Source organism: Novosphingobium sp. MBES04, assembly GCF_000813185.1.
Taxonomy (GTDB): Bacteria; Pseudomonadota; Alphaproteobacteria; order Sphingomonadales; family Sphingomonadaceae; genus Novosphingobium; species Novosphingobium decolorationis.
Map to the genome: position 1 here is coordinate 1,152,703 of NZ_DF850488.1, position 26,552 is coordinate 1,179,254.

At 66.2% G+C, this 26,552-nt stretch carries 21 protein-coding genes and 1 pseudogene; 14 read left to right on the forward strand and 8 right to left on the reverse strand.

What is annotated here, in order from left to right; genetic code table 11:
* Positions 1-66: 66 nt before the first annotated feature.
* Together MBENS4_RS05160 and MBENS4_RS05165 are read right to left on the reverse strand one after the other, a co-directional pair.
* Positions 67-639: a hypothetical protein gene (locus tag MBENS4_RS05160; protein ID WP_144400846.1), complete on the reverse strand. Its 573-nt coding sequence runs from the start codon at positions 637-639 to the stop codon at positions 67-69.
* Complete coding sequence (locus MBENS4_RS05165) at positions 570-998, reverse strand: hypothetical protein (RefSeq protein ID WP_052322012.1); 429 nt, start codon at positions 996-998, stop codon at positions 570-572. Before MBENS4_RS05165 ends, MBENS4_RS05160 begins: the two co-directional genes overlap by 70 nt.
* 516 nt (positions 999-1,514) lie before the next feature.
* Between MBENS4_RS05165 and MBENS4_RS05170 the strand changes: the two genes are divergently transcribed.
* Complete coding sequence (locus MBENS4_RS05170) at positions 1,515-1,841, forward strand: WYL domain-containing protein (RefSeq protein WP_039389215.1); 327 nt, start codon at positions 1,515-1,517, stop codon at positions 1,839-1,841.
* A 137-nt stretch (positions 1,842-1,978) separates the two neighbouring features.
* Here MBENS4_RS05170 and ppa read toward each other — a convergent pair whose 3' ends face one another.
* Both ppa and MBENS4_RS05180 read right to left on the reverse strand, forming a co-directional pair.
* Complete coding sequence (gene ppa, locus MBENS4_RS05175) at positions 1,979-2,521, reverse strand: inorganic diphosphatase (protein ID WP_039389216.1); 543 nt, start codon at positions 2,519-2,521, stop codon at positions 1,979-1,981.
* 198 nt (positions 2,522-2,719) lie between these two features.
* Positions 2,720-4,672, reverse strand: coding sequence for a M61 family metallopeptidase (locus MBENS4_RS05180; RefSeq protein WP_039391777.1), 1,953 nt, complete (start codon positions 4,670-4,672; stop codon positions 2,720-2,722).
* Positions 4,673-4,774: 102 nt separating this feature from the next.
* Between MBENS4_RS05180 and hisS the strand changes: the two genes are divergently transcribed.
* The 8 genes and pseudogenes from hisS to MBENS4_RS05220 all read left to right on the forward strand — a co-directional run bounded on the left by hisS (position 4,775) and on the right by MBENS4_RS05220 (position 13,904).
* Positions 4,775-6,019, forward strand: a complete 1,245-nt coding sequence (hisS, locus tag MBENS4_RS05185; protein WP_039389217.1) for a histidine--tRNA ligase — start codon at positions 4,775-4,777, stop codon at positions 6,017-6,019.
* Between the two features lie 10 nt (positions 6,020-6,029).
* Positions 6,030-7,100, forward strand: coding sequence for a peptide chain release factor 1 (gene prfA, locus MBENS4_RS05190; protein ID WP_039389218.1), 1,071 nt, complete (start codon positions 6,030-6,032; stop codon positions 7,098-7,100).
* Positions 7,093-7,941 carry a peptide chain release factor N(5)-glutamine methyltransferase gene (prmC, locus tag MBENS4_RS05195; protein ID WP_039389220.1) on the forward strand — a complete coding sequence of 283 codons (849 nt, stop codon included), beginning with the start codon at positions 7,093-7,095 and terminating at the stop codon, positions 7,939-7,941. The genes prfA and prmC overlap by 8 nt, the downstream gene beginning before the upstream one ends.
* Positions 7,942-8,185: 244 nt before the next feature.
* Positions 8,186-9,175 carry a DUF4167 domain-containing protein gene (locus MBENS4_RS24605; protein ID WP_084591955.1) on the forward strand — a complete coding sequence of 330 codons (990 nt, stop codon included), beginning with the start codon at positions 8,186-8,188 and terminating at the stop codon, positions 9,173-9,175.
* A gap of 12 nt (positions 9,176-9,187) precedes the next feature.
* A pseudogene (gene lnt, locus MBENS4_RS05205) lies at positions 9,188-10,848 on the forward strand (apolipoprotein N-acyltransferase); the annotation flags it as partial.
* Between the two features lie 59 nt (positions 10,849-10,907).
* Positions 10,908-12,122 (forward strand): methionine adenosyltransferase, encoded by a 1,215-nt coding sequence (metK, locus tag MBENS4_RS05210; protein WP_039389222.1) that lies wholly within the window; start codon positions 10,908-10,910, stop codon positions 12,120-12,122.
* A gap of 130 nt (positions 12,123-12,252) precedes the next feature.
* On the forward strand, positions 12,253-13,272 hold the full coding sequence (gene trhO, locus MBENS4_RS05215; protein WP_052322013.1) for an oxygen-dependent tRNA uridine(34) hydroxylase TrhO: 1,020 nt from the start codon (positions 12,253-12,255) through the stop codon (positions 13,270-13,272).
* Positions 13,269-13,904 carry a glutathione S-transferase gene (locus tag MBENS4_RS05220; RefSeq protein WP_039389224.1) on the forward strand — a complete coding sequence of 212 codons (636 nt, stop codon included), beginning with the start codon at positions 13,269-13,271 and terminating at the stop codon, positions 13,902-13,904. Before trhO ends, MBENS4_RS05220 begins: the two co-directional genes overlap by 4 nt.
* Positions 13,905-14,049: 145 nt before the next feature.
* Here the strand turns inward: MBENS4_RS05220 and MBENS4_RS05225 are convergent, their stop codons facing one another.
* Entirely contained in the window at positions 14,050-14,901 is an 852-nt protein-coding gene (locus MBENS4_RS05225; protein WP_039389227.1) for a sulfurtransferase, read from the reverse strand.
* A gap of 78 nt (positions 14,902-14,979) precedes the next feature.
* Positions 14,980-16,863, reverse strand: coding sequence for a M3 family oligoendopeptidase (locus tag MBENS4_RS05230; protein ID WP_039389229.1), 1,884 nt, complete (start codon positions 16,861-16,863; stop codon positions 14,980-14,982).
* A 237-nt stretch (positions 16,864-17,100) separates the two neighbouring features.
* On the opposite strand from MBENS4_RS05230, the gene MBENS4_RS05235 reads away from it, so the two are divergent.
* The 4 genes from MBENS4_RS05235 (at position 17,101) to MBENS4_RS05250 (ending at position 22,617) form a co-directional block, all read left to right on the forward strand.
* Positions 17,101-19,164 carry a S46 family peptidase gene (locus MBENS4_RS05235; RefSeq protein ID WP_039389230.1) on the forward strand — a complete coding sequence of 688 codons (2,064 nt, stop codon included), beginning with the start codon at positions 17,101-17,103 and terminating at the stop codon, positions 19,162-19,164.
* An 87-nt stretch (positions 19,165-19,251) separates the two neighbouring features.
* Positions 19,252-20,379 (forward strand): mechanosensitive ion channel family protein, encoded by a 1,128-nt coding sequence (locus MBENS4_RS05240; RefSeq protein ID WP_052322014.1) that lies wholly within the window; start codon positions 19,252-19,254, stop codon positions 20,377-20,379.
* Between the two features lie 69 nt (positions 20,380-20,448).
* The gene (locus tag MBENS4_RS05245) at positions 20,449-21,783 is read left to right on the forward strand and encodes a serine hydrolase (RefSeq protein ID WP_052322015.1); all 1,335 of its coding nucleotides are present in this window, start codon (positions 20,449-20,451) and stop codon (positions 21,781-21,783) included.
* Positions 21,784-21,831: 48 nt separating this feature from the next.
* Positions 21,832-22,617, forward strand: a complete 786-nt coding sequence (locus MBENS4_RS05250; protein WP_039389232.1) for a glutaminyl-peptide cyclotransferase — start codon at positions 21,832-21,834, stop codon at positions 22,615-22,617.
* Positions 22,618-22,752: 135 nt separating this feature from the next.
* On the opposite strand, the gene MBENS4_RS05255 is transcribed toward MBENS4_RS05250, so the two are convergent.
* On the reverse strand, positions 22,753-25,065 hold the full coding sequence (locus tag MBENS4_RS05255) for a CDC48 family AAA ATPase (RefSeq protein WP_039389233.1): 2,313 nt from the start codon (positions 25,063-25,065) through the stop codon (positions 22,753-22,755).
* 65 nt (positions 25,066-25,130) lie between these two features.
* On the opposite strand from MBENS4_RS05255, the gene MBENS4_RS25685 reads away from it, so the two are divergent.
* Positions 25,131-25,289: a hypothetical protein gene (locus MBENS4_RS25685; RefSeq protein WP_159108020.1), complete on the forward strand. Its 159-nt coding sequence runs from the start codon at positions 25,131-25,133 to the stop codon at positions 25,287-25,289.
* 409 nt (positions 25,290-25,698) lie between these two features.
* Here MBENS4_RS25685 and MBENS4_RS05260 read toward each other — a convergent pair whose 3' ends face one another.
* The gene (locus MBENS4_RS05260) at positions 25,699-26,481 is read right to left on the reverse strand and encodes a universal stress protein (protein WP_039389234.1); all 783 of its coding nucleotides are present in this window, start codon (positions 26,479-26,481) and stop codon (positions 25,699-25,701) included.
* Positions 26,482-26,552 lie beyond the last annotated feature (71 nt).

A 26,552-nucleotide genomic window follows, 5' to 3' on the forward strand; every position in this document is an offset into this window, starting at 1 on the left:
TCCTGAAAAGTCGGGAAAAGACATGATGAAAGTGCCGCGAACAGCAGGTTCAGGCGGGGCCTGGGATCAGCCTGTCATGAGCGCCTGACCCAGTTGCCGCCGCGCGTTGGCAAGATTGCCCCGGTCCCTGTCGAGCACGGCGAGAACCAGCAGGTCCTCCCCCCCTTCCAGGGGTTGCAGCAGCCAGAACTGGCGCCGGGTCGTGACGATCGCTTCCTCGAAGCGCTCGGCCAGGCCGCACTGGGCAATGACTTCGCGCTTGAGACGGATGAGTTCGGCACCGCTCGCGGCAACGCCGGCCAGGTCGAGATCACCGGCGCAGGCCAGCTGCGCGCCAACAGCCCCATCGGCGATATCGACCAGGGCGAGGCCGACAAGACCGTCGATGTCGCGGCACGCGGTCAGTCCTTGCGCCAGGCGCTGCGCCTCCGCACTTGGCACGTCGCCCCCCGTGGCCACAGGCGCGGCGGCATTGTCGTTCGAAGGCGCCGCGGCGGGCACTTCGTCGACGAGTTCAAGTTCCTCGGCCATGGCCGCGAAGTCGGCCAGGGGCTCGCTCTTGCTGCTGGTCACACCCCAGACGGTGTCCACGTTCTGCCCATCGCTCGAGATCGGCAGCAGGATTCCGCGGTAGTGCACGTTCTCCTCCAGGCAATTGATGAACGAGGCCTCGAAGCCGACGGCGCCCGGTTCGCGATGCACTGCAGGTAGGTATCGGTGAAGCGCGAAAGCAGCGTCAGTCCGGGCACGTCGGGCAGGCGCTCGATACGCGTGCCCTTCCCGCAGTCCCGGCGCAGGTTGCTCCCGACGAAGGCGATGATGGGGTCCATCGCGTCCTCGGTCATCTGCAGGATGACGCTGTCCTCGTGGAATCCCTCGAGTACGACCTCCTCCATGTCCTCCATGGAGGGAAACGGCTTGGCCTTGGCCACGCGCGTCCACTCCTGGTAGACCTGAATCTGCAAGCGACGCTCGGTATGGTCTTGGATCTCGGTCATGACTGGCCGGCACTTCATCTCCCGCTTCCGGCACCGTCCAGCACGGGCAGGCGAGAGCCGGGGACGGCTCGCGATTTCCTGCCATGTGGTGTCCCGTCCAAAAGCGATATCGGGTTCAAACATGACGCGAAGAAGATCCGCGAGATCACCAGGCAGCTCACCGCAACGCGGCCCCGCCTGCCGGATCAGATCCGGCCACGCTCGGGGTGAAACACCCCCCGGGCATGTGCATCCCGCACCGACTCCTCGCTGCGTTGCCGCAGGATATCGGGAATAATCTCTAAGGAGTCGTTAAGCAGATGCTTTAGAAGGCATTTACTTCTGTAATCAGAGTTATTTTTGCGGTAAATAAGTCACACAGATTGTATTCGTATACATTTACTGAGCACCTGCACAAATCCCGGTGGCCACGTGCACACAGCGCACGCCGGGTACCGCAAACGGCATCACGCTTGCAGCCTTCGCAGCACCTTTCCCGCTTGTATCACGCGCCATACCCGCCCATTATGGCGTCCCATGCCAACCGCACCCCAGACCGACGCCACGAACGAGCGCAAGCTGATCGAGGCCATTGCCCTCAAGCGCCACATCCGCGCCGAGTACAACGGCACCGAAATGCTGCTTGCCCCGCACCGCCTGTTCAGCCGCCACGACGAGCTGTTCCTCAGCGCGTTCAACCCGAACAAGAACTGGCGCAGCGAGGAAGAACGGCGCCTCGGGCACTTCAAACTTGACGGACTTTCCAACCTCCTGGTGACCGAAGAGGTGTTCGAGCCCCTGCCCGATTTCGACCCGGCCCCGCCGCGCGAAACCGACGAGGAAGTCTTCACCGTCACCGCCTGAGGCGCTTGCGGCGGCCTCGCGCTTTCTTCCCGCGCCCCGCCTCTCTCCCAAATGCAAAGGCCCAAATGCAAAGGGTCGACGACTTGCGCCGCCGACCCTCGTTCCACATGGGGGAGTGGACCTCGTAAAAGAGCGAATCAGGCCTTGGCCTTCGTCTCTTCATAGCGTTCGATCGCTTCGAGCACGATCTGGCGCGCATCGGCTGCGCCGCCCCAGGTGCCCACGCGCACCCACTTTTCCTTTTCGAGGTCCTTGTAGTGCGTAAAGAAGTGCTCGATCTGGGCCAGCAGGATCTCGGGAAGATCTGCCTTTTCCTTTACGTCGATATAGTAAGGGAAAGTTGAATCGACCGGTACGCACAGCAGCTTTTCGTCGCCGCCGTGCTCGTCCTCGAGGTTCAGCACCGCGATCGGACGCGCGCGCACGACGCAGCCCGGGATGAAGGGCGAACGGGCGATGACCAGCGCGTCGAGCGGATCGCCGTCGGGCGAGAGCGTGTGCGGCACAAAACCGTAGTTGGCCGGGTAGCGCATCGGCGTGTGCAGGATGCGGTCGACGTAAAGAGCACCCGACTCCTTGTCGAACTCGTACTTCACGGGTTCACCGCCGACGGGAACCTCAATGACGACGTTGAGACTTTCCGGCGGATTGTCCCCAACGGGAATCATGTCGATGCGCATGGTCGTCCTTCTTCTTAGACACTTAACAAAGTATCGATAGTAATCTCAGTGGAACGCGGCTTAGCGGGGCACCGGGTGGGCCGCAACAACCTTGTATCCACACGAACGGATAGAGCGGGAGCCTAGAAGGCCCCCGCTCTTAACAATTGGCTTATATCTCTTGGAACCCGACCTTGGTCTAGGCCCCGTCCTCACGCTTCAGCGCGTGCGGGCGTCAAGCAGACGGTCAAAGCCGTTTTCCTTGCCCGGCGTGGTGCTTTCCAGCCAGGGGAAGCGCAGCCCTTCGTGGTAGTCGATCGCCAGCGTCTCGTAGTGGTCCCCCCGCTTGACCAGCAGTTCGATCGGCTTGTCGGCCGCCGCATTGCCGGTCTTGGCCGCGGTAATGGCCTTCTTGATGGTGTCGGCGCTGTAGCTCTCGCCGTTGACCGCAACGATCTGGCTGCCGCCAACGAGACCGGCATCGAAGGCAGGCCCGTCCCACAAGGTGGCCCCCACCGTGCCATCGGCAGTCAGACCCACGCCCAGCGAATACGTCAGGTCGAGCGAGTTGGAGTGGCCCCCGCGTCCCTTCTCGTAGGAGTTGGGCTCTTCCTTCCAGACCAGCTTGTAGCCCGCCATCTCGATGCCGCGCATCGGCGCGGGCTGGTTGGTCTTGTAGATGCGGGTCTTGAGGAAATCGGCCCAGTCGTAGGCGTAGACGCCGTTGAGCGTCTCGACGACCTCGTCGAAGTCGTAGGTCAGCTCGCCCCAGTCACCGTCGCGCATGCCGAAGAAGGCCTTGGCGAAATCGTCGAGCCCCTTCTTGCCCTTGGTGCCGCTGCGGATGATCTGGTCGGCTTCCAGCCAGGTCAGCGCACCTTCCACGTAGTAGTCCTCGCTGCGGGTGAGCGAGACGAACGGCAGCGGGCGACGGCGCGCCAGCTGCGGCGCATGGGTGGTGTCCTCGACCGAGCGCCAGCTGCGCCCGGGCGTACCTTCGAGGTACTTAGCCGCAGCCACCGCGAACTGGTCCAGGACGGTCTGCTTGGACTGCACACCCGACCGCGCGGCCAGAATATAGCCCCAGAACTGGGTCTGGCCTTCGTAGACCCACATCAGCGTGTTCTGCATGGGCTGCTGGTAATCGGGCGTCCACAGGTCGGCGGGACGGCGGTACTTGCCGTTCCAGCTGTGAACGAATTCGTGCGCGATCACGTTGTGATCCCAGTCCATCGCGTCCCAGTCGATGAAGGCCTTGGGCTCGTACTGGTTCTCGCTCGAACGGTGGTGCTCAAGCCCGATGCCGCCCATACGGTCGGTCAGCGCGAGGAGGAAATCATAGGTATCGAAGTGGCGGGCACCGAAGGTCGCCAGCGCCTCGTCGACGAGGTGGCGATAGTACTCCATGTGCTCGGGCGCGATGCCCAGCAGTTCGGGCTTGTCGGCCACCGCGTTCATCGTGACGTCGTGGCCCAGGTCCCAGCTCTGCGCGTACTTGCCCGCAAAGATCGGCGAATCGACGAGGCGCTGGTAGTCGGTCACGTCCCAGGTCAGCGTGTCGCCGCTGCGCGCCTTGCCGTCGAGCGCGGTGAAGACGTCCCAGCCTGCCGGCACCTTGACGGTCGTCTTGTAGGGAATGCGGCGGGTGTAATAGCCTGCCGGGTAGAGGCTCATCTTCTCCCACTGCAGGTTGAGCATCTCGCGCGTCATGGTGATGCGCCCCTCGTTCGTGCGCACGGGCGAGGTGTGGACGAAGCTGGCGGTCACCGCCTTGGTGCCTTCGGGCAGCGCGAGGTGGAAGGCGTTCACCGCCACCGTGTCGCGCACCCAGGGGATTTCCTTGCCATCGGCGTAGAAGTGGAAGTTCGCCAGCAGCGAATAAGGGCCGGTCTCGGAGTGGTTGCCCGGCAGCCAGCCCGGCTGCATCAGGATCAGGTCCTTCGTTCCGGCCGCGACCGGGAAGACCTGCGTGACCGAGTAGACGCCGCGCGCCACATCGGTCGCGTCGATGTCGAGCGAAACGGTGCCGGCATAGTCGACATCCTGCGCCGCGGGCATCGCGGGCGGAAGGTCCGGTGCCATCGGGGTGGAGCGGGACGCGTCCTGGGCGTTGAGGGCCGAAGAGGCGAAAAGGAGAGCGGAGAGCGAGACGAGCGCGGTATGATACTTCATTACGCGTACACCTACCCGCGCCGCGCGCCGATTGGCAACCTTGGATTGGCGCATTTCAATCGCGCACTTTATCCTTTTCCGCATTCGGGCTAAGCGCGCGCGATGAGCAAGACACCACAGGCCATTCGCGGAACCCAGGACATCTTCGGCGCCGACGCCGAAGCGTTCGCCCACGTCGTAGCGACCTTCGAGCGCATGCGCCGCCTGTACCGCTTCCACCGCGTGGAAATGCCGGTCTTCGAGAAGACCCCGGTGTTCGCCCGCTCACTGGGCGAGACGACCGACGTCGTCTCCAAGGAAATGTACTCGTTCGACGACCGTGGCGGCGAATCGCTGACGCTGCGCCCCGAGTTCACCGCCGGCCTGGCGCGCGCCTACCTCACCAACGGGTGGAAGCAGTACGCCCCGCTCAAGATCGCAACGCACGGCCCCATCTTCCGCTACGAGCGCCCGCAGAAGGGCCGCTACCGCCAGTTCCACCAGATCGACGCCGAGGTGATCGGCGCGGCCGAGCCCACTTTCGACGTCGAACTCCTCGTCATGGCCGATCTGCTCCTCAAGGAACTGGGCATCGCGGGCGAGATCACGCTTCAGCTCAACACCCTGGGCGATGGCGAAAGCCGCGAAGCCTGGCGCGCTGCGCTGATCGAATACTTCCGCGACCACGTTGCCGAACTGTCCGAGGATTCGCAGGAGCGCCTGGAGCGCAACCCGCTGCGCATCCTCGATTCCAAGGACCCGCGCGACAAGCCCTTCACCGCCGATGCGCCCAGGATCGACGACTTCCTGTCGAGCGCCGCGCAGGACTTCTTCGGCGCGGTCACGCAGGGGCTCGACGCGGCCTCGGTACGCTATGTGCGCACGCCTTCGCTGGTGCGCGGGCTCGACTACTACCGCCACACCGCCTTTGAATTCGTCACCGACCGCCTCGGCGCGCAGGGGACCGTGCTGGGCGGTGGACGCTACGACGGCCTGCTCGAAGCGCTGGGTGGTCCCGCGACGCCAGCGGTGGGCTGGGCCGCGGGTATCGAGCGCCTCGCCATGCTGGTCGCGGATGCAGGCCTGGTGCCCCAGAGCCAGCTCACCTGCGTGCTCGCGGTCGAGGATGACGCCGCCCTGCCCTTCGCGCAGAAGGCCATCACCGCGCTGCGCTTCCAGGGCATCGATGCCGAGATGATCGCCAGCGGCTCGCCCCGCAAGCGCTACGACAAGGCCGTGAAGGCGGGCGCCCGGGTGATCGTCTCCTTCATCGTGAAGGACGGCGTGCCTACCGCGAACGTCAAGACCTCCGAACCGAGCGCGGAATCGCTCGCGGTCGAGCAGGTTCTCCAGCAGATCCACCCGTGAGCCGCGGCGCATGAGCCTGTCGGACGACCGCCTGCGCCAGATCGCGCACCGCTTCGGCGAGCTTGAGGCGCGCCTGGCCTCGGGCACGCTGGAAGGGGACGCCTTTGTCGCGGCCAGCCGCGACTACGCCGAGCTCGAGCCCGTGGCGCGCGTCGCGGCCGAAGTCGCGGCCATGCGCGGCGAACTTTCCGATCTGCAGTCCATGGAGGACAGCGACCCCGAGATGCGCGCTCTGGCCGCCGAGGAAGTGGCGCGCCTCAAGGGGGAACTGCCCGAGCGCGAGCGCCAGCTCGCCATTGCCATGCTGCCACGCGATTCGGCCGACCAACGCCCCGCGATGCTGGAAATCCGCGCGGGCACGGGCGGCGACGAGGCCGCGCTGTTCGCCGCTGACCTCTACCGCATGTACGAGAAGTACGCCGCCGAACAGGGCTGGCGGGTCGAGATGGTGAGCGCGAACACCAGCGATGTCGGCGGCTTCAAGGAAGTTGTCGCCAACGTCACGGGCACGGGCGTCTTTGCCAAGCTCAAGTTCGAGAGCGGGGTGCACCGCGTGCAGCGCGTTCCCGTCACCGAATCGGGCGGGCGCATCCACACTTCGGCCGCCACCGTCGCGGTTCTCCCCGAACCCACCGAGGTTGATGTCCAGATCGAGGACAAGGACCTCAAGATCGACATCTACCGCGCCAGCGGGGCGGGCGGCCAGCACGTCAACACCACCGATTCGGCCGTGCGCATCACCCACCTTCCGACGGATATCGTGGTCACCTGCCAGGACGAGCGCTCGCAGCACAAGAACAAGGCCAAGGCCATGCAGGTCCTGCGCGCGCGCCTCTACGAGAAGATGCGCGATGAAGCGCAAGGCGCCGAGGCCGAGGCGCGCAAGGCCATGGTCGGCTCGGGCGACCGTTCGGAGCGCATCCGCACCTACAACTTCCCGCAAGGGCGCGTGACCGATCACCGCATCAACCTGACGCTCCACCGCCTGCCCGAAGTGCTGGAAGGCACAGGGCTTGGCGAGCTGATCGACGCACTCATCGCCGAGGACGAAGCCAAGCGCCTCGCCGCGATGGATGGCTGATGTCGCGGCCGCGCTGCGCGCGGCAACCGAGCGCCTATCCGCCACCAGCGACACCGCCCGGCTCGACGCCGAAGTGCTCATGGCGCACGCCCTCGACGCCACGCGCTCGCAGCTGCTCCTGCACCACATGCGCGATCCCGAGCCTGCAGACTTTGCCCGGCTCGTCGCGCGCCGGGAGGCCCATGAGCCAGTCGCCTACATTGTGGGATCGACCGATTTCTATGGCCTGGAACTGGCCGTCTCGCCCGCGGTCCTGATCCCGCGGGGCGACAGCGAGACGGTGATCGAGGCCGCGCGCACGGCGCTCGAAGGTCATCCCCCGCAGCGTATTCTCGACCTTGGCACCGGATCGGGCGCACTGCTGATCGCGGCGCTTTCCCTGTTTCCCGAGGCCGAGGGGCTGGGCATCGATCGCTCCGGCGATGCGCTGGCCGTGGCCGCTGCAAACGCCGCGCGCCACCCGCAAGCGGCCGGGACGCGCGCGGCATTCCGCCAGGTCGACTGGACGCAGGACAACTGGCGCGCGGACCTGGGGCGTTTCGACCTTGTCCTTGCCAACCCGCCCTATGTCGAGGACGACGCCGAACTCGACACCAGCGTCCATGCCTTCGAGCCTGCGGGCGCACTCTTCTCCGGCCCCGACGGTCTCGATGATTATCGTATACTCGTGCCCCAGCTGCCCGAACTGCTCACCCCGGGCGGCCTTGCGCTCGTCGAGATCGGCTACACCCAGGCCGAGGCCGTAATGGCCCTTGGGGAAGCGGTAAATCTTTCGACACGACTCTATCGAGATCTGGCAAATCGGCCGCGCGTCGTCGCATTTTCGCACGTTGTCCACTGATACGGGCAAGATTTAACTTGGAATCGCTCTTCGGAGTGCCTATGGATTGCTGCGAACCGGTTGATGGATGATTTTTCCCCATAACCCGGTTCACTCCCAGCATTTGCGGGTAGTGTCCCTCTCATCGGACAGCATTGAAGCAAATGTATAAGTCTCGGCAGCCGGGGGGCCCGCCGTGTCATGCGACATTCGGCAATCCAGCTCGTGATCGAGTGGATGCCAGGGGTTTTGAGGAAAGTTATCCTTGAATAACAATCGTGGTAACAACCGCAGGCGTGGCCGCGGTAACAATCGCCAACAGAACGGCCAGCAGATGAACCGCATCGACAGCCGGGCGCGCGGCAACGCGCCCCAGCTGCTCGAGAAGTACAAGAAGCTGGCCCACGACGCGATGCTCAACGGCGATCGCGTCCAGGAAGAGTACTACCACCAGTTCGCGGACCACTACTTCCGGGTGATCGCGGACCAGAAGCAGCGCCAGGAAGAGGCCCGCCAGCCGCGTCGCGACGATCGCGGCCAGGACGACGGCGACTTCTCGGACAGCTACGGCGACAATGGTCGTGACAGTGGCCGTGAACGCTCGCGCGACAACCCGCGCCGTGGCGACGCCTCCTCGAACGACACCCGCGCCGGCACGGACGGATCGGACGCGTCGGACGAGGGCGAGGAGCGGGGCCGCTCGGTCTACGAACCGGCCGACAACCCCTTCGTGCGCGACAACCGCTCGGGCACCAAGACCCGCAAGCCGCGCCGCGGCAAGGACGATGCCCGCGACGACAGCGACGAGGCGAGTGCCGATAGCGGTTTCGATTCCAGCGTCCTTCCGCCCTCGATCGCCATCAGTGGCGAGGAGAGCGACGCGGAAGACGAGGCCCCGGCCGAGGACAAGCCCGCCAAGCGCACCCGCGCCAAGAAGGCCGCTCCGACAGGCGACAAGCCCAAGACCACCCGCCCCCGCAAGACGGCCGCCAAGAGCGCGCCCGACGCGGAAAGCGCTGAAGAAGCGACCGGTGAAGACGCAGGCGAGGCCAAGCCCCGCCCCCGCCGCCGCACCACCCGCAAGACCGCCTCGAACGACGACACGGCCTCCAGCGCCGCCGAAGCCGAGGCTGATCCTCTCCCGGCCGGGCCCCGTGCCCGGCCGAACCCCTTTTCGGCAACAGCCCTGCCTGCGCGCACGCCTTGCGGCCTGTTCCCGTGCGAGTTTGCTTGCGTCCCGGGCGCGCCCCACTAAAACCCCTCGCCGATGGCTTCCCCTCGGCACGACGCGTCCCTTCCACGACGCCTTCATGCGCTCTGGCGCTCCCCCCGCATTCCGGCCCTTGCCGCTGGCGCCTTGGCAGCCTGCGGCTTTCAGCCGCTTGCGCTCTGGCCGCTGACGCTCTTGGGCATCGCGGTTCTGCTGGAACTGGTGGCCCGTAGCCGAAGGCCCCGCGAAGCCTTTGCGCTGGGATGGTTTTTCGGCCTCGGACACTTCGCGCTCGGCAACAACTGGATCGCCACGGCCTTCACCTACCAGGCCAACATGCCGGCCTGGCTCGGCGGCATCGCGGTGGTCCTGCTCGCGACCTACCTCGCCCTGTTCCCCGCGCTTGCCTGTCTGACCGCACGCCTACTTGTCCAGCGCCGCATTCCTGCGCCGCCACCAGAAACGGACACGCGCCCCTCGCTGCCCTTCCTCCCGCTCGCGCTCGCTTTCGCGGCGACCTGGGTCGTGACCGAATGGCTGCGCGGATGGCTCTTCACCGGCTTTGCGTGGAACCCGCTCGGCATCGCGCTCCTGGGATCGTTCGAGAGCCGCGGGCTGGCGTTGCTCTCACCGTGGATCGGCAGCTACGGCCTCTCCGGCCTGCTGTGTCTCCTGGCCGCCCTGCCCGGCATCTTCGTGCGGCTCGCCGCCCCGCGGGGAACAGCGGGACGTCTTGCCTGCGCCCTTCCTCCCCTCGCGATCCTGGGCGCGCTCGCCACCCTGCTCAGCCTCCCCGATCCCTGGGCACGCCAGGCGGAGGGCACGGTGCGCTACACCCTTGTCCAGCCCGATATCCGGCAGGAGTTCATCGACGATCCCCGCCAGTTCGAGGCCAGCTTCATCAAGCTGGCCCAGCTTTCGCTGCCGCAGGTTCCGGGCCGTCGCCGCATGGTCTTCTGGCCCGAGTCGGGCCTGGGCGACTACATCCGCGACGGCTATCCCCCTTACGTCTACCGCATGTTCACCTATGCCGGAGACCCGAAGCTCGCGCGCGAGCGGATCGGGCGCGTCATCGGCCCCTACAGCCGCCTGATGACCGGCGCGGTCGACCTGGTGATGAAGGGCGAGGACAACCTTGCCGCGCGCAATTCGGTCACCGTGCTCGACGGGGGCGGCGATATCCTCGCCAGCTATTCCAAAGCGCACCTGGTGCCCTTCGGCGAGTATCTCCCCTTGCGCGGCCTGCTCGAACCCGTCGGCCTCTCGCGCCTTGTCCCCGGCACGCTCGATTTCTGGCCCGGCCCCGGCGCCCGCACGCTCGACCTTGGCCGCTATGGCCGGGCGGCGTGCAAATCTGCTACGAGATTGTCTTCTCGGGCGCCGTGGTCGACCCTGCGCACCGGCCCGACTACATCTTCAACCCGTCCAACGACGGCTGGTTCGGGGCCTGGGGCCCACCCCAGCATCTCGCACAGGCGCGCCTGCGTGCGCTCGAGGAAGGCCTGCCGGTCCTGCGCGCGACCACCACCGGCATCAGTGCGGTGATCGATGCAGACGGCATTGTGCGCAATTTCGTGCCGCGCCACACCGCCGGACGGCTCGACGGCTTCATCCCGCCCGCCCACGAACCCACGCTTTTTGCACGCCTGGGCAACGCCATCCCGCTCGCGCTGGCTGGCATTCTTTCGCTTCTTTCCCTTTCCATGGTTGCACTTCGCAGCGTCGCAGGTAGAGCAGGAACCGCACTTAAAGATTTCTTTATATCCCAGGTGACTCTATGCGTAGCGACTATGTCTTCACATCCGAGAGCGTCTCGGAAGGCCATCCCGACAAGGTTTCGGACCAGATTTCGGACGCGATCGTCGACCTTTTCCTGTCCAAGGACCCCGAGGCGCGCGTTGCCTGCGAGACCATGACCACTACCCAGAAAGTGGTCCTCGCCGGTGAAATCCGCTGCAAGGGTATCTACGAGAACGGCGCCTGGGCCGACGGCGCTCTCGAGGAAATCGAGAAGGTCGTGCGCGAGACCGTCAAGAAGATCGGGTACGAGCAGGACGGTTTCCACTGGGAGACCTTCGACTTCGAGAACTACCTCCACGCCCAGTCCGCGCACATCGCGCAGGGTGTCGATTCGAGCGGCAACAAGGACGAAGGCGCGGGCGACCAGGGCATCATGTTCGGCTTCGCCTGCGACGAGACCGACGACCTCATGCCCGCCACGCTCGATTACAGCCACAAGATCCTGCAGCAGCTCTCGGCCGACCGCCACTCGGGCGCCGCGCCCTTCCTGGAGCCGGACGCCAAGAGCCAGGTCACGCTGCGCTACAAGGATGGCAAGCCGGTCGCCGCGACCGCGGTCGTCCTCTCGACCCAGCACAAGCCGGGTTATGACCAGGGCGACAAGGAAGCCGAGCTCAAGGCCTACGTGAAGAAGGTCATCTCCGACGTCCTGCCCGACGGCCTGATCTCGGACGAGACCGTCTACCACATCAACCCGACCGGCACCTTCGAGATCGGCGGCCCGGATGGCGATGCGGGCCTCACCGGCCGCAAGATCATCGTCGACACTTACGGCGGTGCGGCCCCGCACGGCGGCGGCGCCTTCTCGGGCAAGGACCCGACCAAGGTCGACCGCTCGGCCGCCTACGTGACGCGCTACCTCGCCAAGAACGTCGTGGCCGCAGGCCTTGCCAAGCGCTGCACGATCCAGGTTTCCTACGCGATCGGCGTGTCGGCGCCGCTTTCGCTCTACGTCGACCTGCACGGCACCGGCACCGTCTCCGAAGAGGCGCTGGAAGCCGCGCTCACCAAGGTCTCGGCCGACAAGCTGGGCGGCCTCACCCCGCGCGGCATCCGCGTTGGCCTCGGCCTCAACAAGCCGATCTACGCGACCTCGGCGGCCTATGGCCACTTCGGCCGCAAGCCCGAGGGCGAACTGTTCCCCTGGGAGCGCACCGACCTGATCGACGACCTGAAGGCCGCGCTGGCATAACGCCAGCCGCCTTCGCGCGACAGCACACCCGGCCCGGCGACCGCACGCGGTTTGCCGGGCTTGGTGTATCGGGCGTCCTGCAGATGGTGCCCTCTTCGCGCACGCCCCGCTTTGCGCTATGGGGCCGCGCATGACGAGCACTTCCGATCTTGCCCGGGGCGAGCATCCCACCCCTGCGCACAACGCACCCGTCTGCGTTGCCGCGCTCTACCAGTTCGCGCCCTTCGCCGACCATGCCGCCCTGCGCGCGCCGCTTGCCGCGCTGTGCGAAGAGGAGGGCATCCGCGGCACGTTGCTGCTCGCGCACGAAGGCATCAACGGCACCATCGCGGGCACGCGCTCGGGGATCGAGCGGGTCATCGCCCATATCCGCGCGCTGCCGGGCTGTGCGGATCTCGACGTCAAGTTCTCGGGCGCGCGCGAGATGCCGTTCCTGCGCATGAAGGTACGCCTCAAGAACGAGATCGTGACCATGGGCGAGCCGGGCACCGATCCCCTCGCCACCGTCGGCACCTACGTGGCGCCCGAGGACTGGAACGATCTTATTTCCGATCCGGACACGATCCTGATCGACACGCGCAACGATTACGAAGTGGCGATCGGCACCTTCAAGGGCGCGATCGATCCCGAGACCGCCTCCTTCCGCGAGTTTCCGGGCTGGTTTCGCGAACAGCGCGCGAAGCTGCTGGGCGAAGGCAAGGACGCACCGAAGGTTGCCATGTTCTGCACCGGCGGCATCCGCTGTGAAAAGTCCACCGCGTTCCTCAAGCAGGAGGGCGTTGACGAGGTCTACCACCTCAAGGGCGGCATCCTGAAATACCTGGAGACCGTCGCGCCCGAGAACAGCCTGTGGGAAGGCGAATGCTTCGTCTTCGACAACCGCGTCTCGGTCGGCCACGGACTGCTGCAGGGCGACTACACGCTGTGCCACGCCTGCCGCCTGCCGCTGAGCGGCGAGGACCGCGCATCCCCGCTGTTCGAGGAAGGCGTCGCCTGCCCGCACTGCCACGACGAGCGCACCGACGAGCAGCGCGAACGCTACCGCGAACGCCAGCGCCAGCAGCTTCTCGCCCGTGCGCGCGGGGAGGAACATGTCGGCGCCCCGCAGCCGTCCCGGAGCGAGGACACCGATACGCCGGACGGTGCATGACCAGTCCGGTCCCGCCTGTCCTCTACAGCTTTCGCCGATGCCCCTATGCCATGCGCGCAAGGCTGGCCCTGCGCGTTGCGGGCATCGCCTGCGAACTGCGCGAGGTCAAACTGGCGAACAAGCCGGACGCGATGCTGGAGGCCTCCCCCAAGGGCACCGTGCCCGTGCTGGTCCTCCCCGATGGCAAGGTCGTCGAGGAAAGCCTTGAGGTGATGCACTGGGCGCTCGAGCGCAGCGATCCCGAAGGCTGGCTGGAGCGCGGCGATGCGCAGCTCATCGCGCGTAACGACGGCCCCTTCAAGCACGACCTCGACCGCTACAAGTACCCCGAGCGCCACGGCAGCGATGCGCAGGCCCACCGGCAGAGCGCGCTGGAAACCCTGCGCGATCTGGACGCGCGCATAGCGTTAAGCGGCCAGCTGTGCGGGAAGACACGCGGCCTGGCCGACATGGCGATCATGCCCTTCATCCGCCAGTTCGCCGCGACCGACCGCACCTGGTTCGACGCCCAGGACCTTCCCGCCCTGCGCGCCTGGCTCGATGGGCACCTGGCGTCCGAGCTCTTCACCTCGGTGATGACCAGGTACACGCCCTGGCAGCCGGGCAATGCGCCGGTGTGGTTCGGAAAATAAGCGAGAAGGATCAATCCGAGGGCCATCGCCCTCGGGCTCCCCGAACTGTCTGGCTCATCGTTCGCACGCCACGTTGGCGGAGCGAGGTGAGGCCGACAGTTCCGGGGTCAAGGGGCGATGGCCCCTTGAACTATTTCGACTTCTCTTACGCCCCCGTTTCGATGGGACGCGCCGGGTCGCTGGTCCACTCGCTCCACGAGCCGATGTAGACGAAGGCCCCCGGAATTCCGGCGATCTCCATGGCCAGCGCGTTCTGGCAGGCGGTCACGCCCGAGCCGCACTGGAGGATCGCCGGGGCATCGCCCAGCAGCGCTTCGAAGTCGGCCTTGAGTTCCGCCGCGGAGCGGAAGGTCCCGTCGTCGTTGAGGTTGTTCTGGAAAAAGCGGTTCTTCGCACCCGGAATATGGCCCGAAACCACATCGTTGGGGCTCGGCTCGCCGCGAAAGCGCGCCGGGTCGCGTGCATCGAGGACCTGGGCATCGTGCGTCTCGATGTTGGCAAGGACATCGTCGGCATCGACGGTCCCTGCCACCAGCGGCAGTCCGGGCGCGAAGTCGCCCTCGGCCCGCACTTCGGCAGCCTTGCCCGTTTCCAGCTCGTGGCCCGCCGCGATCCAGGCGTCGCGCCCGCCGTCGAGAACCGCGACTTGCGCGTGGCCCATCCAGCGCAGCATCCACCAGGCCCGCGCCGCACCGGCATTGCCCATGCCGCCATAGGCCACGACCTGCTTGCCATTGGAGAGCCCCTGCCCGCGCAGCCATGCCGCGAAGGCCTCGCGGGTGGGCAAGGGATGACGCCCGTTCGTGCCGGACGGCGTTCCCGACAGGTCATGCTCCAGATGCGCGTGGCGCGCGCCGGGTACATGGCCGGTCTCGAACACCGCCGGACCGTTCTGTGGATGGGCGAGGTCGAACGCGCAGTCGAGGATCAGGATATCGGCCTCGGCATCGAGCAAGGCCTTGAGTTCTTCGGCGGAAATAAGCGTGCGGTGGGTCATCCCCACAGGCTACCCGAGCCGGGAGCCTGCGGCCAGCGCGATTGCACGCGCCCGCCACCAGCCGCCCGGCCCATACGCTCAGGCGTCCAGAAGCGCCTCGATTTCATCGAGAGTACGCCCAAACCCGGAGACGAGATCGCGGTACGGCTGGGGCGAGGCCATATCGAGCCCGGCGCGCCTCAGGATATCGGTCGGATAGTCCGAGCCCCCTGCGCGCAGAACGCCGAGGAAATTCGCCCGCTCGGCCTTGCCACCATCGAGCACCGAGCGCGCGAACCAGGTCCCGGCCGTGATCGAGGTCGCGTACTGGTAGACGTAGAAGAAGCGGTAGAAGTGGCCGATCATCGCCCATTCCATCTCGTAGGGCGCATCAATGGTGAAGTCGGGCCCGTGGTAGCGCCGCAGGATCTCGCCATAGACGCGGCTGATGCTGGCGCCCGAAAGCCCCTCGCCGGCTTCGGCCATCTCGTGGATCTTCAGCTCGAACTCGGCGAACATGGTCTGGCGGTAGAAGGTACCGCGCAGGCCTTCCAGGCGCATGCCCAGGTAATAGAGTTTCTCCTCCTTCGTCTTCGCGCGTTCGAGCATGTATTCGGTCAGGAACACCTCGTTCGCGGTCGAGGCGATTTCAGCGAGGAAGGTGGGGTAGCGGGCGGTCTCGTAGGGCTGCGCCTTGGCCGCGATCAGCGTGTGCATCGCGTGGCCCCACTCGTGCACGAAGGTCGAGACCCCGTCGAAGTTCTCCGAGAGGTTGAGCAGGAGATAGGGGTGCACGTCGTAGACCGCCCCGTTCATGTAGGCGCCCGCGCGCTTGCCCGGCCGGGGGAAGGGATCCATCCACTTCTTCGCCGTCGCCTCGCCCATCTGCCGCACGTAGTCGCTGCCGAGCGGCTTCAGGGCTTCCAGCGCGACATTGCGCATGTCGCCCAGTGTGAAGGTGCGGTCCATCTGCACGAGCGGGGGATAGATGTCGTAGTAGTGGATGTCGGGGAGGTTGAGCATCCGGCGGCGCAGCTGGAAGTAGCGGTGGAGCTGCGGCAGCCCTGCGTTCACTTCGGCCACAAGGCTGCGGTAGACCCCCTCGGGAATGCGGTTGGCGGCAAGCGCCATCGCAAGGCAGCTTTCGTAGCCCCGGTTCTCGGCCTCGAACACATCGCCCTTGAGCTTGGCCGCAAGCGCCGCGCCGAGCGAGCCTTCGTAGCCCTTGAACGCGCTCCAGTAGCTGTCGAAGACGCGCTTGCGGTCGGCCCGGTTGGCCACATCGCGGCTATGCGAATAGCCCTGCGCATCGAGGCGCACCTCGCGCCCGTCCGAAAGCGTGATCGTGGGCCAGGGAATGTCCGAGGCGACAAGCTGGTCGCGCACGCTGCCCGGCCCGGCAAGCGCCGCCGAGGCCGAGGCCAGGATCGCTTCGCCCTGATCGTCGAGAATATGCTCGGCGCGGCGCAGCGTGTCGCGCAAGGGGAAGGCAAAGCGGCGCTGGAGCGTGTCGTTTTCGGCGATGAAGCGCTCGATGGTCGCTTCGCCCAGATTCAGGACCTCCGGGTCCACCCAGGCCGTCGCCTGCCCCATCTGGCTGAACATGTCGCGCGCCTGCGCCTCGCGTTCCTGCGGGGCGGGCGCGCGCACGTCCTCGTCGGCCTGGAGCGAGGAATAGACGTAGACGCGCATCGCCTTGAGCTTGGTCACCGAGATATCGTCCAACGCGCGCGCCAGCGCCTGTGCGTTCCTTCCCAGTGTGCCCTTGTAGGCGGCAAGACGCGGCAGGGCGGCGAGGACAGCCTTGCGCGCCACGTCCCAGGCCTGGGCATCCGGGAAGAGGTCGGTCAGGTCCCAGGCAGCGCCCGATCCTGAGGGCACCTCGGCCCCATGCGCACCGGACGCGCGAAGGCCGGTCAGCGAGGCGGCAACGGGAAGGCTGGCGGCAAGCCCCAGGGCCTTGCGGCGGTCGAGTGCGAACATCGCGGAGAATCCTTTTGCTGCCGTGGGTTGGAATTGGGGGGACCACGGCCTGGCGCGGGAGGCTACCGCCTCACAGCACGGATACAAGCATGGTGTGTCGTTGATCGATCCGGGTAGGCCTTTCGTCGAAGGGCAGGTGATACTGTATCCTTATCCCCACCCCTCATGCGCTTTGCGCTGGACTTGGCCCCGTTCCTTGGGGACATCCGGGACATTCCCAGGAGGAGGACCCCGGACATGATCGCTCGCACCCCATCGCTTCACGCCGCTGGCGCCGCCACGCTCGCACTGCTTTTCGCCACCGCCGCGACCACCGCCCACGCCGACGAGGGCATGTGGACCTTCGACGGCTTCCCCGCCGCGAAGATGCAGGCCGACTACGGCTGGGCCCCCGACCAGGCCTGGCTCGACACCGTGCGCGCCTCGGCGGTACGTCTGACCGGCGGCTGCTCGGCGAGCTTTGTCTCGGATGCCGCGCTCATCCTCACCAACCACCACTGCGTCGCCTCGTGCCTCTACGACAACTCGACCGGCGACAACGACCTGCTTGAACACGGCTACATCGCCGCCGCGCTGCGCGACGAAAAGAAGTGCCCGGGCCAGCAGGCCGAGGTCGTGACCAAGATCGAGGATGTGACGGGCGAGGTGAAGGCGGCCATCGGCGCCCTTACCGGCGAGGCGCTGACCAAGGCGCGCGATGCCAGGATCGCCGAGATCGAGGCCGCCAACTGCACCGACACCGCGAAATTCCGCTGCCAGGTCGTCACCCTTTTCGGCGGCGGGCAGTACAAGCTCTATACCTACCGCAAGTATTCCGACGTCCGCCTCGTCTGGTCGCCGGAAGACCGCGCGGCCACCTTCGGCGGCGATCCGGACAACTTCAATTTCCCGCGCTACTCGCTCGATGGCTCGTTCCTGCGCGCCTACGAGGACGGCAAGCCGGTGAAGACGCCGGTCCACCTCACCTGGAACCCGCGCACGCCCAAGGCCGATGAAGCCACCTTCGTGGTCGGCAACCCGGGTTCGACCTCGCGCCTCTATACGCTGAGCCAGCTCGCCTTCGAGCGCGAGGTGCGCCTGCCGATCACCGTCGCCACGCTCTCGGAACTGCGCGGACGCCTGATCCGCGCGATGGAGGAAAGCCCCGAGCACGCGCGCGAGGGCCTCGACCTCCTGAGCGGCGTCGAGAACAGCCTCAAGGTCTACATCGGCCGCACCAAGGCCCTGAACGACCCTGCCTTCACCGCCAAGCTCGCCGCGGCCGAAGCGGACCTGAAGGCGAAGAGCGCCGACAACGCAGAGATCGGCGATCCCTGGGCCCAGGTCGACGCGGCGGTCGATGCCTACCGCACGCTTTACATTCCCTACCGCTACGATGCGCCCTCGGGCACGCTCTACAGCTACGCGCAGGCCCTCGTCACGGGGGCGACCGAACGCGCCAAGCCCAATGCCGAGCGTCTGCCCGGTTATACCGACAGCGCCCTGCCGCTGACCGAGAAGCGCCTGCTCGACGAAGCGCCGGTCTACCCCTGGCTCGACGAACTGCAGATGGCCTGGAGCCTCTCCAAGGCGCGCGAGTACCTGGGGGTCGACGATCCGCAGACCCGCCTGCTCCTCGGCAAGGAAAGCCCCGAGGGCCTGTCCGAGCGTCTTGTCGCGGGCACGAAGCTCGCCGATCCGGCGTACCGCAAGCAGTTGTGGGACGGGGGCCTTGCCGCGATCGAGGCCTCGGACGATCCGATGATCCAGTACGCCCTGAAACTGGACGCCAACCAGCGCGCGCTCAAGCAGAAGGTCGACGAGGCCTATGCCGGGCCGGTCACGCAGGCCGGCGCCAAGCTCGCCGACGCGCGCTTTGCCGCCTATGGCGACAGCCTCTACCCTGACGCCACCTTCACCCTGCGCATCAGCTATGGCCGCGTGAAGGGGTGGACCGAGCGCGGCAACGAGGTGCCCTTCCAGACCACCATGGGCGGCACCTTCGAACGGGCGACGGGCGCCGAACCCTTCGACCTTCCCAGCCAGTTCGCAGCGAAGGAAAGCGCCATCGACAAGGCTGTGACCTACGACTTCGTGACCACCAACGACATCATCGGCGGCAATTCGGGCTCGCCGGTGATCGACAAGGCGGGCACTGTGATTGGCGCGGCCTTTGACGGCAACATCCACTCGCTCGGCGGCAACTACGGCTATGATCCGGTGCTCAACCGCACCGTCGTCGTCTCCACCGCCGCGCTCCAGGAGGCGCTGGAGACGATCTACCCCGCCCCGCGCATCGTGAAGGAACTCGCTGCGAAGTAGGACGATAATGCAGGCGCGCAGGGGCGAATTTCACCCAGGAGCCCCTTCGCGCTTGCAACCGCTGCGCTGCAGCATAGTTTGGTCTTCATGACCGACTTGCTCCAGGACCTGATCGGTGAGCTGCCGGATTGGCTGCAACAAACGATCGTCGCTGTCATCGTGGCCGTCATCGCGGTTGCGGTCGCGCTCTTCATCCATGCCCTGCTGTTCCGGTTACTGCGGCGCTTTGCCAAGGCGAGCGAGAGCGATTCGGACAATCTGGTGGTCAAACGCCTCGCCCGGCCCAGCCGCTGGGCGCTGGTATCCCTCGCTCTCGTCCTCGCCGCCCGCGAGACACCCGCGCTCGAAGCCATGTGGGAGCGGATCGGCGGGCTGGTCATGCCGCTCATGGTGGGCTGGATGGCGCTCGCGATCCTCAACGCCTTGGTCGAGGCCATGGTGCTGCGCGCGGACATCTCGATGGCGGACAACCGCCGCAACCGCCGCCGCCGCACGCGCCTCACCATCTTCGGGCGCATCGCAACGTTCGTGATCGTGTTCCTGACCATCGCGCTGATGCTGCTCTCCATTCCCGGCGTGCGCGACATCGGCGTGACCCTGATGGCTTCGGCGGGTCTGGCCGCCCTTGCTGTCGGCGCCGCCGCACAGCCGGCCCTGAAGGCGCTGATTTCCGGATTCCAGATGGCGCTGACCGAACCCGTCGTGATCGGCGACGCCGTGATCGTGGGCGGCGAATGGGGCTGGATCGAGGAAATCAAGACGACCTACGTCGTCGTCAAGGTCTGGGATGAGCGGCGCCTGGTGGTCCCCACCAACAAGTTCCTGGAGGAGATCTTCCAGAACTGGACCAAGACCACCTCGCAGCTGATGGGCACGATCCTGCTCTACGTCGACCCGGCAACCCCGCTCGACCCGATCCGGGAGAAATTCATGGAGATCGTCGCGGCGAACGAGCGCTGGGACGGCCGGGTGCGGCATATGCAGATCACGGAGCTGACGCGCGATGCCATCGAGGTGCGCTTCCTGGTCACGGCCAAGGACAGCCCCACCCTCTTCGACCTGCGCTGCGACGTGCGTGAGGCCCTGATCCAGTGGCTCGCCGCCGAGATGCCCGAAGCGATCGTGCGCAGCCGTCTGCTGCCCGTCGGGCCAGTGGAGACGGCCCCGCTCGGCGCGCCCTCGGGCGAGGCCATGGCGCAGATGGCCGCACAGTAAGCCCTTTCCTATATTTGCCAGATGGCAAGGTTCCCGGCATGCTGCCCCGTGCGCGAAAGGGGAGCGGCAATGTGGCAAATGGCACGAAAGGCCTTGCGGGCCGCAACGGGGCTTGCCCTTCTGGTGAGCGCCCCGCTCAATGTGACCAGCGCTGCGGACGATGTCCCGGTTTCGCAGGAACTGCGCCAGCGCAGCGCGGAGATCCTCACCATTCTGAACGGCGGGGGTGATCCCGCCACGACCTTCGCGGCGTCCTTTCGCAAGGCCGTGCCCGACGCGCAGATGCAGGCCCTCATCGCCTCGCTCCAGCGCCAGCTTGGCACGGCGATGGGCATCGAAAGCCTGACACCGCTCGGCGAGCATGAGGCCTCCGTGCGCCTCATCTTTGAAAAAGGAACGGCGCGGGCCTGGATCGCGCTTTCCCCCCAGGCCCCGGGGCAGGTCACCGGTTTGCGGGTGACCGGCATCATGCCCACCGACATTGCCGATCTGGCCAGCCTCGACAAGGTCGCCGCAGCCTTTGCCGCTGCGCCCGGCAAGGCAGGCTTCCTCGTGCAGGATCTGGACGAGAACAGCCCCGCCGCGGCGCTGCGCGGCGAGCGCACGTTCGCCATTGGCTCGGCCTTCAAGCTGGTGATCCTCGCCGAACTGGTGCGCGAGATCGACGATGGCCTGCGCGAGTGGACCGACACGGTCACCCTCGACGGCACCGAACTTCCCGCAGGAGCCTTTCGCGCCCTGCCGCCGGGCACGCAGGTCCCGCTGCGCCAGCTCGCCGAAGAGATGATCCGGGTGAGCGACAATTCCGCGACCGACCTGCTCCTCGCCGAGCTTGGCCGCTCCCGCATCGAGGCCATGCAGGCCCGCATCGGGTTCACCCATGGCGCGCGCAACATCCCCTTCCTGTCGACGATGGAGGCCTTCAAGCTGAAAGGCGTCGAAGGGGGCGCCTTGGGCCGCCGCTACCTGGCGCAGAACACGGACGGACGGCGCGCCATGCTGGCAGGCGAGGTAGCCGATATGCCCGGCCGTGCGGTGGGCGATCTCTTCGCCGACGGGCGCCCCGTCATGATCGAGCGCCTGGAATGGTTCGCCTCGCCCGCGGACCTCGCGCGCGCGATGCACTGGTTCAAGGACCGCAAGGACAGCGCAAACGGCCGGGAGGCGCTGCGCATCCTCGCGCTCAATCCGGGGCCTGCGGCGAGCCTGACCGGAGAAGTGTCCTACGCAGGCTTCAAGGGCGGATCGGAACCCGGCGTCCTCAACATGACCGTCCTGCTCGAAGGTCGAAGCGGGCGCTGGATCGTGGTGACGGCCAGCCTCAACGATCCGCGCGCGGGCGTGGACGAAGCGCGCTTCCAGGCCTTGTTCACACGCGCGCTCGAACTGGCGATCAAAGGCTGATCGCAATTCAGCCTTGCGCAAGGTCAAGGGGTTAGGCAGCACAGCATCATGTCCCGTTCCCCGCGTGCCCCCAGGGCCCTTCTCCTCGCCCTCGCTCTTCTTCCGCTCGCCAGCGGCTGCGGTGCCGAGGCGGCCCCCGCCCCCGTCTGCGGCTTCACGATCGAGGAGAGCTATCCCCACGATCCCGAAGCCTTCACGCAAGGGCTCTTCTTCGCCGACGGCGTCCTCTACGAAAGCACTGGGCGCAAAGGTCAGTCGCGCGTCTTCAAGCGCACCTTGCAAAGTACGACCCCGCTCGTCGAAGGCGCGCTCGACCCGACCTTCTTTGGCGAAGGAAGCGTGGCCTGGGGCGACCAGGTCATCAGCCTGACCTGGCGTGACGGGATGGCCTACCGCTGGGATCGCACGACGCTCAAGCCCATCAAGCTCTTCCCCGTCGCGGGCGAAGGCTGGGGCCTCACCATTCACGAAGACACGATCTACCAGAGCGACGGTTCAAGCCGCCTCACCTTGCGCGATCCGGAAACCTTCGCATCAACCGGCACGCTCGAGGTCACCGACGAAGGCCGCCCGGTCGCGCGACTGAACGAGCTGGAATGGATCGACGGGGAGATATGGGCGAACGTATGGATGTCCGAGCGCATCGCCCGGATCGATCCCGAAACGGGCGTGGTGAAGAGCTGGGTGGATCTTTCCGGCCTCACCGCAAAAAGCGGCGCGCGCACCGCAGACGATGTCCTCAACGGCATCGCCTGGGACGCGAAGAAGGACCGCATCTTCGTGACGGGCAAGAACTGGAACACGCTCTACCAGATCACGCCGGACTGTCCGTGACATTATAAGAATCAAGGGGCCATCGCCCCTTGACCCCAAAATGGGCAACCTCACCTTTCCCAGCCGAGGTGGCGCGCGAAAGGTGAGGTCGACAGTTTGGGGAGCCCGAGGGCGATGGCCCTCGGAACGCCTCTGCTACCCGTGCTTCAATTCCCGCGTGGACTCGACCATGCCCGGCGCAATGAAGCCCAGCGGCGCCACCTCCATCGCGCGCTTTTTCAGCTCGCTCTGCATCTTGGCGTACTCCTCCTCCATCTCGGCCGAGACCGAGGCGCGGCTGTCTTCAAGGGCGTTCTCGAAGTCGGCCATGGTGACCTTGTCGACCTGCGCCCCTTCGCGGCGGATGGCGAGGAGACCTGCGCGGCGCACCACATCCTCCAGGTCCGCGCCGGTGTAGCGCTCGGTCCGCTCGGCGATGGCGTCGAGCGAGACGTCCTCGGCCAGCGGCATCGCCTCGGTGTGGATACCCAGGATATGCGCGCGCCCTGCCGTATCGGGCGTGCCCACGTAGACCAGTTCGTCGAAGCGGCCGGGGCGCAGCAGCGCCGGGTCGACAAGGCCCGGACGGTTGGTTGCGCCCACCAGGACCACCGACTGCAGCTCCTCCATGCCGTCCATTTCGGCGAGGATCGTATTGACCACCCGCGCCGTCACCTGCGGCTCGCCAAGCCCGCCGCCCATGCCGCGCGCCGGCACGAGGCTGTCGATCTCGTCGATGAAGATGACGCACGGAGCCACCTGGCGCGCGCGGGCAAAGAGGCGAGCGATCTGCTGCTCGCTTTCCCCGTACCACTTGGAGAGCAGGTCGGAGGACTTGATCGAGATGAAGTTGGCCTCGGCCTCCTTCGCCACCGCCTTGGCGAGCAACGTCTTGCCCGTGCCCGGAGGGCCATAGAGCAGGAAACCCTTGGCCGAGCGGATCCCCAGCTTGTGGAAGGCGGCCGGGTTCTTGAGCGGCAGCTCGATCCCTTCCTTGAGGCGTGTCTGTGCGGCATCGAGCCCGCCGATGTCGTCCCAGCCAATGTTGGGCACCTGCACCATGACCTCGCGCATGGCCGAAGGCTGCACGCGCTTGAGCGCAGCAATGAAGTCGTCGCGCTCGACCGACAGGTTTTCGAGCACTTCGGGCGGAATTGCGCGGGCTTCGAGATCCAGCTTTGGCATGATCCGGCGCACCGCCTCGATCGCGGCTTCGCGGGTGAGCGCCGCGAGATCCGCGCCAACGAAGCCGTGCGTGGTGCGCGCCAGTTCCTGGAGGCTCACTTCCTTGCCCAGCGGCATGCCACGGGTGTGAATGGTGAGGATCTCGCGCCGCCCCCGCTCGTCGGGCACACCGATCACGATCTCGCGGTCGAAGCGGCCGGGGCGACGCAGCGCCTCGTCGATGGCGTCAGGGCGGTTGGTGGCGGCGATCACGACGACATGGGCGCGGCTGTTGAGGCCATCCATCAGCGTGAGCAGCTGCGCGACAAGGCGCTTTTCGGCCTCGCCGTGGACCTGGTCGCGCTTGGGGGCGATCGAATCGATCTCATCGATGAAGACGATCGCGGGCGCGGCCTTGGTGGCCTCCTCGAAGACCTCGCGCAGCGCCTTTTCGCTGTCGCCATAGCCCGACCCCATGATTTCAGGGCCGTTGATCGAGAAGAAGCTGGCCTCGCTCTCGTTGGCGACCGCCTGGGCAAGGCGGGTCTTGCCCGTGCCCGGAGGGCCATGGAGCAGCACGCCCTTGGGCGGGGCAACACCGAGGCGGGTGAAGAGCTCGGGGTAACGCAGCGGCAGTTCGACCATCTCGCGCAGCTGGCGGATGGTGTCCTCCATCCCGCCGACATCGTCGTAGTTGACGTCGCCGCGCGGCTCGTGCGCCTCCTCGAAGGTCTCGCGCAGCTCGACCTCGGTGTTCTCGTCGATGTGGACGATCCCGCGCGGGGTGGTCGAGACGACGTTGAGACGGATCTGGGTCAGCGAATAGGCGGGCGCGTTGAACATGCGCCGCAGCTGCGGGGGAATGTCCGCCACCTGCTGCTGCCCCGCGGTCGCGACAAGATCGCCCTGCACCATCGGGCGCTGGAAGAAGTTGCGCTTGAGCGCGATGGACGGCCCCTGCAGGCGCATGTCCTTCTGCGCGGGCGCGAAGACGACACGCTGGGCGGGGCGCGATTCGGCCTTGCGCACGGTGACATGATCGCCTGAACCGACTTCGGCATTGCCACGCTGGAGCCCATCGAGACGAATGACGGAGAGCCCTTCGTCCTCCGGGAAGGCCAGTACGGCGCGCGCGACGGTGACCGACTTTCCGGTCACTTCGAGAACGTCGCCCTCCATGGCTCCGATGGCGGAGAGCGCTTCACGGCTGAGCCGGGCAATCCCCTGGCCGCTTTCTTCCTGACGTCCGGCCGCGACCTGCAGCCGCACCGTGCGATCCTCGACCCTTGATTCGGCGTCGACCATGTCTGTCCTTTCCAAGAACGGTCCGCGCGCCTCGCCTGTACTTCGGCCAAGGCATGCGACCTCATGTGTTTCACGAAAAGGAATTAGGAACGGGCCCGCACGATTTCAAACCGTTGCCCCGTAACGCCTCGATTGATCTGACCGAAGACCTGCGTGTTAAGCAGACAAAAAAAGACCCGGACGTTGCCGACCGGGTCGTGGAAGTTTTGGGAGAGGATGCCTGAAAGGCAGGTCCCTTATGATCCGAATCGGGGTGTTGTGCAAGTGCGAAATAGCGCGCTCGCGATGCATAGGAAGCAAGGTGAATTGCGCCATATGCAATAGAGAGGTGCAAATTACGGCATCTCGAGACGTAATTCCGCCATTCCAACTCCTGAATCAGCCTTCATGATATTGCTTCGCTCACAACTCGCCTAGAGTCTCGCAGCGTCGGGACCGGACAGCTGATGCTGCACTGCGGAAATTATTGAGCTTCCATGACAAATGGCCAATCTGGCTGTGCTAACGCTACCATTCCTAGGCGCGGGAATCGCACGCCAGCCATGGGCAGACCCGCACCAAAAACGGCGCCGATCCCTCAAGGGATGGCGCCGCTTTGTCGTGTTTATGGTCCGCAGTGAAACGGACGTATGCTCAGTGGGCCAGGAGCAGGGCCGGCGCGGTTTCCTCGTCGAGGAAATAGGCGGTCACCCCGCCGAAGAGGAACTCGCGGAAGCGGCTCTTGCCGTAGGCACCCATGACAAGGAGCTCGGCGTGGGCCTGGTTGACCGCGACGGCCAGCGTCTCCTCGGTCGACCCGCGACGCTCGTGCTCTTCGAGTTCGGCGTGGATGCCGTGGCGCGAGAGGTAGCGCAGCGCGTCGGTGGCGGGAAAACCACCCGACTTTTCAGCTACCGTCAAGACCTTCACCATCTGGCAGTCCCCCAGCAGCGGAACCGAAGCGCGCAGCGCGGCGGCCGCCTGTTCACCGCCGTCCCAGGCGATGCAGGCCCGGCGGATCGGGAATTCGAGCGGCTTGTCGTCGGCAAGGACAAGGACCGGGGTCCCCGATACCAGCGCCAGTTCACCCGCCAGACCGCCCGAACGCGAAAGGATGGTCACGTCCGACAGGCGCGCAATGCTGCCCAGCGCGCTGACCGGATCATCCTCGCTGCGCAGGACATCGAAGGAGACATCGTTGCGCGAAAGCTTGGTCTCGATGTCGCTCGCCGAGGCATCGTCCTCGGCCCGCGCCTTGTCGAGCGCCTCGGAGATCACGTAGCTGCCCCCCATGGGGTCCATCGCGATATAGCGCGCGACCGGGGTGTCGACGAGTGCGGTAACATGGCCGCCCGTCTTGCGGGCGAGGTTGAGGGCGGTTTCGATGCGGGCATCATTGCCCGGCTTGCGATCCGCATTGACGAGTATCGAGCGCATAGTCTGGTCTCCCGTTGGCCCGCCCAGTCTAGGGCAAGGTTTCCTCTTCACCATGACGAAGATCAAACATC